General features: G+C 51.0%; 6 protein-coding genes. 3 read left to right on the forward strand and 3 right to left on the reverse strand.

The genetic code is table 11. From position 1 onward, the window contains the following. The first annotated feature begins 10 nt into the window (after positions 1-10). On the forward strand, positions 11-412 hold the full coding sequence (locus tag ACTS3T_RS01575; RefSeq protein WP_377961289.1) for a hypothetical protein: 402 nt from the start codon (positions 11-13) through the stop codon (positions 410-412). A gap of 185 nt (positions 413-597) precedes the next feature. Here the strand turns inward: ACTS3T_RS01575 and gap are convergent, their stop codons facing one another. Then, complete coding sequence (gene gap, locus ACTS3T_RS01580) at positions 598-1,656, reverse strand: type I glyceraldehyde-3-phosphate dehydrogenase (protein WP_377961292.1); 1,059 nt, start codon at positions 1,654-1,656, stop codon at positions 598-600. Between the two features lie 198 nt (positions 1,657-1,854). Next, positions 1,855-4,059: an AAA family ATPase gene (locus ACTS3T_RS01585; RefSeq protein WP_377961295.1), complete on the reverse strand. Its 2,205-nt coding sequence runs from the start codon at positions 4,057-4,059 to the stop codon at positions 1,855-1,857. Between the two features lie 341 nt (positions 4,060-4,400). On the opposite strand from ACTS3T_RS01585, the gene ACTS3T_RS01590 reads away from it, so the two are divergent. Then, positions 4,401-4,565, forward strand: a complete 165-nt coding sequence (locus tag ACTS3T_RS01590) for a hypothetical protein (protein WP_377961297.1) — start codon at positions 4,401-4,403, stop codon at positions 4,563-4,565. A gap of 276 nt (positions 4,566-4,841) precedes the next feature. Continuing rightward, positions 4,842-5,129 carry a hypothetical protein gene (locus tag ACTS3T_RS01595; protein WP_377961300.1) on the forward strand — a complete coding sequence of 96 codons (288 nt, stop codon included), beginning with the start codon at positions 4,842-4,844 and terminating at the stop codon, positions 5,127-5,129. Between the two features lie 616 nt (positions 5,130-5,745). On the opposite strand, the gene ACTS3T_RS01600 is transcribed toward ACTS3T_RS01595, so the two are convergent. Continuing rightward, positions 5,746-6,000, reverse strand: a 255-nt coding sequence (locus ACTS3T_RS01600) for a TPR end-of-group domain-containing protein (RefSeq protein WP_462934636.1), incomplete at its 5' end; no start/stop codon positions are given.

The raw sequence follows: 6,000 nt of genomic DNA on the forward strand, positions 1-6,000 counted from the left end.
AGGAAGTGTAATGACGGGTTTCATCCGAGGACTTTTTGGCAAAGGTAAGAAAAGTGAGGCGCAGGTTCCCCCTAAGCCAGCTAAGCAAGAAAAAGCTTTCTTTTTAGACAGCGACCAGGCCAAAACCTTTGGCGACATTGACTACATGCGCTCAGCCAAAACTGTTAAGCGCACGTTTGCCAAGAAAAAAGGGAGTATAGGCGAATTAGAAAGCATTCGCCAGATTTCGGCTCTTAGCAGCGTTGACTTTGCTGAAAATGGCCAGCCAGTCGTTAAAGTGCCTCAAGTTGGCAAACCGCAGCCACAAATGACGACGGAAATGATCACTCAGTCAGCTCAGCCACAGCGACGCCAGCCTGACGACAGTATGGATATGTTTCGCAATATGGCGCGTAATCTCAAGAAAAAGTAGTCGCTTGGCTTAAAAGCAAAGCGTTCTAGCCGATAGACCTTACTACCTAAGCTAGAACGCTTTACCTTTAGGCTTTTTTAGCAGCAGGGCTGACGTCAGCTTCACTGAAATCGCCCGCCAGGTTGCAGCCATCGACCCATTAAACAATTGAAGTTATGGCTGATCGTGCCTTCGCTGCCCCAAAACTAGACTTGTGACAAGGCGGGAATTTGAGCCGTTTCAAATCGGCCTTCTTTTTGAGCCATAAACAGCATTAAGTCTACAATCCGGCTAGAATAGCCCCACTCGTTGTCGTACCAGGCAACCACCTTAAAGAAATTAGCGTTGAGTTCAATGCCCGCACCCGCATCGAAAATGCTAGAGCGAGGGTCGCCTTGAAAATCGGTCGAAACGACCGGGTCTTCGGTGTAGCCTAAGATGCCTGCTAGGTGGGTTTCGGCAGCTTGCTTCATGGCTTCGCAGATAGCGGCGTAGCTGGTTGATTGTGCCGTTTTGAAGGTGAGATCTACCACTGAGACATCAGGGGTAGGTACCCTAAAGGCCATGCCAGTGAGTTTGCCTTTTAGCTCTGGCAAAACCAGGGCAACGGCTTTGGCTGCTCCTGTAGAAGCCGGAATGATGTTTTGTCCTGCTCCGCGTCCACCCCGTAAGTCTTTTTTGCTGGGGCCGTCTACCGTGGGTTGAGTTGCGGTTGAAGCATGTACCGTCGTCATTAGCCCTTCTAGCAGACCAAAGTTGTCGTTGATGACTTTGGCAATGGGTGCTAGACCGTTGGTTGTGCAACTGGCGTTAGACACAATGCGATCGCTTTCTGGATCAAAGGCTTCGTGGTTAACCCCCATAAGCAAAGTCGGTACCTGCTTGGGATCTTTAGTCGGAGCCGAAATAATCACGCGCTTAGCGCCTGCTTCTAGGTGCTTGGCTGCCCCTTCATAAGTGGTGAACAACCCTGTCGCTTCAACCACATAATCAACCCCTAGCTGTTGCCAGGGAAGTTCTGCCGGATTGCGAACAGCACTACACGGAATCAACTGGCCGTTGACGACAATCCCTTCATCGCAAGCGCTGACTTCACCCGCAAAGCGCCCGTGGGTAGAGTCATATTTCAGCAGGTAGGCCAGATTTTCCGGCGGAACTAAATCGTTGATGCCGACAAACTCGATATTGGGATGGCGAATTCCGGCTCGTAAAACCAGGCGGCCAATGCGGCCAAAGCCATTGATAGCAATTTTTAGAGTTGTCATAGCTGGAAGCTCATACCAGATAAACTGTTGTTCCTGTTTATCGAGAAGTTGGCCGATAGGAGTGGGGATCTCCGCATTTTTTTAGACTTTGGATCTTTTTCTGTTGCGAAGTAGTTACAAAGTCAGGAAGCCCTTACACTATTGCGCCCCACAGCCGCCACCGATGCCACTGCCGCCAAAGGCGAAGTACCAAAGCCCTTAGCCGACGATCTGAGCTTGCAAAAAGATTAGCTGGCTGTGCCAGGTGAGCGTTTGGTTTAAGAGTTGCTGCTTAAAGACGGCTTGCACGGTGGCCATTTCGGCAGCCGAAAGCCAAGGGCGCAGGCGATCGCTGTAACTGGGTCTTGCCTTTGAGCCGGGTTGAAACCAGCGCTGTAACATAGGGGCTGAAAGATAAAGTTCGATTGGGGCAGGCAAAATTTCGGTTGTGGCTTTGAGTCCTACCCGTTTACAGGCTTCTATTAAATCGGCTTGCAGCGTTGCTAAATCCGGTTCGTTTTGATAAAGGGCTGTTTCGGCAGCAGCTAACGCTTGATACAGTTCGGGGGCAAGCCCTGCCGGGGTCAATAACTGGTAGAGGCGCTGTCCGGCCTGGGGTAAGTTGTCTACTAAAACTAAGCGCCCCTCCGGTGCAAGCCACTGAACAACTTGTGGCAAAAAGTGAGCGCGATCGCTGAGATGCGCCCAAACATTGCGGCCAATGATGCGATCGAACGTGAGCGCGGGTTGAGACAGGGCAGCGAAAGGCGCAGACGGCTGAGCCAATAGAACAGTGGGTCGGGTTAAGTCGGGCAGGGCTTGCCCCTGTTCTTGCAGCGCCTCGGCATCAGCCGCTTTATAAGCCAAAGCATAAACGCCCCCTTCAGGCGCTTGACGCAGTGCCTCCCAGGTGAGCAAGCCACTAGCAGCGTTGAGATCTAAAACGAGGTGATGCCGTTGCAGTTGAGCCAGTTCAAACAGGCGATCGCGCACCTGAGCCAACCGTTCACCCGCCTGCGCCAAGCTGCGCTGTAGCCAGCGATCGGGCAGCAAATCAGGTGGGCTATAGGTGAGCATTTCGGGTAGTTCGGCTCCTGTTAAAGCCGCTAGCTGCGCTTCACGCCGTCGGCTGACCTGAGTTTGCAGGGTGCCTTCGTAGCCCTGGTTAGACGGCTGATAAAAAACTTGCCCCTGCAAGCTCGTGGGCAAATATTGCTGCGCGACCCAGTGATCGCGATACGCATGGGGATAGAGATAGCCCTGACCATGACCCAAACCTTTTTTATCTCGGCTGGCATCGCGCATTGGGTTGGGCACTGCTGGCTGTTGCGCCTGTTCCACCGTAGCCAGCGCATCAAAAAAGCCCATAACGCTGTTTGACTTAGGCGCTGTCGCCAAATAAAGCGTCGCTTGCGCCAGCGGATAGCGCCCTTCTGGCATCCCCACGCGATCGAAAGCCATAGCACAACTGCTCACCACCGTAATCGCCTGAGGATCAGCCAAGCCAACATCTTCACTGGCTAGAATCAGCAAACGGCGAAAAATAAAGCGCGGATCTTCTCCGGCATAAACCATCTGCGCCAACCAGTAAAGAGCCGCATCGGCGTCTGAGCCGCGCACGCTTTTGATAAAAGCGCTGATCGTGTCAAAGTGGGCATCGCCTTCTTTGTCGTAAAGTACGGCTCGCTGCTGAATGGAGTCTTCAGCCACGGCAAGGGTAACGTGAATTTTGCCATCGGTATCGGCAGGTGTGGTTTCAACCGCCAGTTCTAAAGCGTTGAGCAAAGTGCGGGCATCGCCATTGGCTACATTCACCAGATGATCCAGAGCCTCTGGCTCAAGCACAACAGATTTATGACCATAACCGCGATCGCGATCGCTCAGCGCCTGTGCCGCCACTTGTTTGAGGTCAGCCGTCGTTAGAGGCTTGAGCTGAAAAATGCGCGAACGACTGACCAAAGCTTTGTTCACTTCAAAAAACGGGTTTTCAGTCGTCGCCCCAATTAAAATCACCGTGCCGTTTTCTACCCAAGGCAGCAAAGCATCTTGCTGGGCTTTGTTAAAGCGATGCACCTCGTCAACAAACAAAATGGTGCGCTGGCTATACTGGCCGCGCTTAGCCTGAGCCAGCGCGATCGCCTCGCGAATTTCTTTCACCCCTGAAAGCACCGCATTAATAGCAATAAAGTGAGCCTGGGTAGTATTGGCAATAACGCGGGCTAGCGTGGTTTTGCCCGTGCCCGGTGGCCCATAAAAAATTAGCGAAGCAAGCTGATCGGCTTGGACGGCTCGCCGCAGCAACCGCCCCGGCCCAATAATGGCATCTTGGCCGACAAATTCATCTAGCGATCGCGGTCGCATCCGCGCCGCCAGCGGTGCCTCTTGTTCAATCAACTGCTGACGATGCTGGTCAAACAAATCCATAAGCCAAGATCCTCAGAGAACGTTTGAAAAGATATCTGCTGCGTAGCAAAGCGGTTTAGATCCCCCTAAATCCCCCTTAAAAAAGGGGACTTCCCAGCCAATTCCTACCTTTTTAAGGGGGGCTAGGGGAGATCGATGAGTGTCTAAAATCACCACCATTGGCTTTTCAAACACCTTCTCAAGGGGCGCTTTTTCACTATAGTCACGCGTCCACACCTGCGAATCGGCGTAGGGTTAGGGACGGTGCCGAGTTGCCGTCAACAACCAAGCACATCAAACAAACGCCCAATTTTTTAATTGGCGCTGCCCAGCAAACCCAGCTACAGCAGTAGCCACCAACGATGAAACGCTTCAATGGCAGCAAACCGCCAGCAGCAAAACTTCCGGCTGCCCTCTGCTCTTTGCCTTCTGCCTTTCGCTATAACGCCCAGCCTTTAGCCAACGCTGCGATCGCGCTCAACACCCCCCCAAAAACCGTTCATGCTGCCGCTGCTTTTAGCGATTAAGCAGTCAGCTTTCTCTGCAAAAATTGCTTGCGTCTAGCCCCTGGATGGGGTAGATTTTTGAGCTATAGCTGTGTATGTGCAGCTTACTGTTCTACCCAAAAATTTGGTCGAGCGGTGCCGAAAGTTGCGGCAACAACATTTCGACACCTGACCCCTTCGACAGAATCAGGCTGTCTCGGAGGCTAGAGTAATTATTACTCAGGCCGTCCCGTACTGCTATGTCTGGGGCGGCCAGATTTTTGGGATTTCCTACCCGATTCTTGGAGGAATCCCAAAATGCTGTTTTATATCAACCCAACCCTCCCGGATGTGCGCCATCTGGGAGAAGCCGAACCCGTACGGCTGAATTTTCCGCGCCTACAGCCAGAGCGAGAGCGCTTGCGCCATCTCATTATGGGTTCACCCGAAGGCGTACGCGAAGCGGTCAATACCTTGCACAGGCTGAACTATGCCGATCAGGGCTTGTGGAATCAGTTACTCACAATTCCACCCTCTGGCATTTTGCTCACGCCGGAGCAGGGGGAGGTGTTTACCTACCTGCTGCGCTATCGATCGCTGAGTTAACCATAAGGCTAAGAGGATATTTGAAAAGATATCTGCGGCGTAGCAAAACGGTTTAGATCCCCCTAAATCCCCCTTAAAAAAGGAGACTTCCGAGCCGCTCCCCCCCTTAAAAAGGGGGGCTAGGGGGGATCAATAAGTGCCTAAAATCACCACCATTGACTTTTCAAACACCCTCTGAGATGACACGATGGCTCAGTTTGAATAGGTAGCTAAAAGCATATTTGAAAAGATATTTGCGGCGTAGCAACACGGTTTAGATCCCCCTAAATCCCCCTTTTTAAGGGGAACTTTTAACCTGCTTTTTTAAGAGAAACAGAGGGGGAGTGGAAAAGGCGGTTACAACAAAGCCATCGTTTTCGGTTTCTCTATAAACAACAACTAACCACTTTCCCAACTTGATTTCTCGAATAGCCATCAGTGCGCCTTCACTGCCAAAATGAAGTGGCTATGTCGGTCATAAAATTTTCATACCGATCGGGCTAGGTAGGATGATTAATTGAAGGCGATCGCCATAATGTTACAAAAGAATTTGCTTGCAAGTTTCAATAACAAACGCAATCGGTTTTTCTAAAATTGCTTGAGCAGATTTCATAAGGCTTTACTTGATATTTATTGTTTAGTCGTTCTTTAATAACTGCTGAAACTGCTCATCATCTCGAATCGCATCAAAGTCTGAATCGGTTTTAGCCATTTCTCGGTATTTAAAATCAAGCTCGATCGCTTGACTTAAAAATTTGATCGCTAGCTCAACTTTCTCCTGTAAACCATAAGCGCAAGCTTTGTTGTACGTTACGTTGGCATTATTTGGCTTAATGGTCAGGGCTTGGTCATAGGCGGCGATCGCTTCCTCATAGCGTCCTAATTTACGTAA

The sequence above is a fragment of the Almyronema sp. genome, assembly GCF_052168255.1.
Taxonomy (GTDB): domain Bacteria; phylum Cyanobacteriota; class Cyanobacteriia; order Phormidesmidales; family Phormidesmidaceae; genus Sphaerothrix; species Sphaerothrix epifaneia.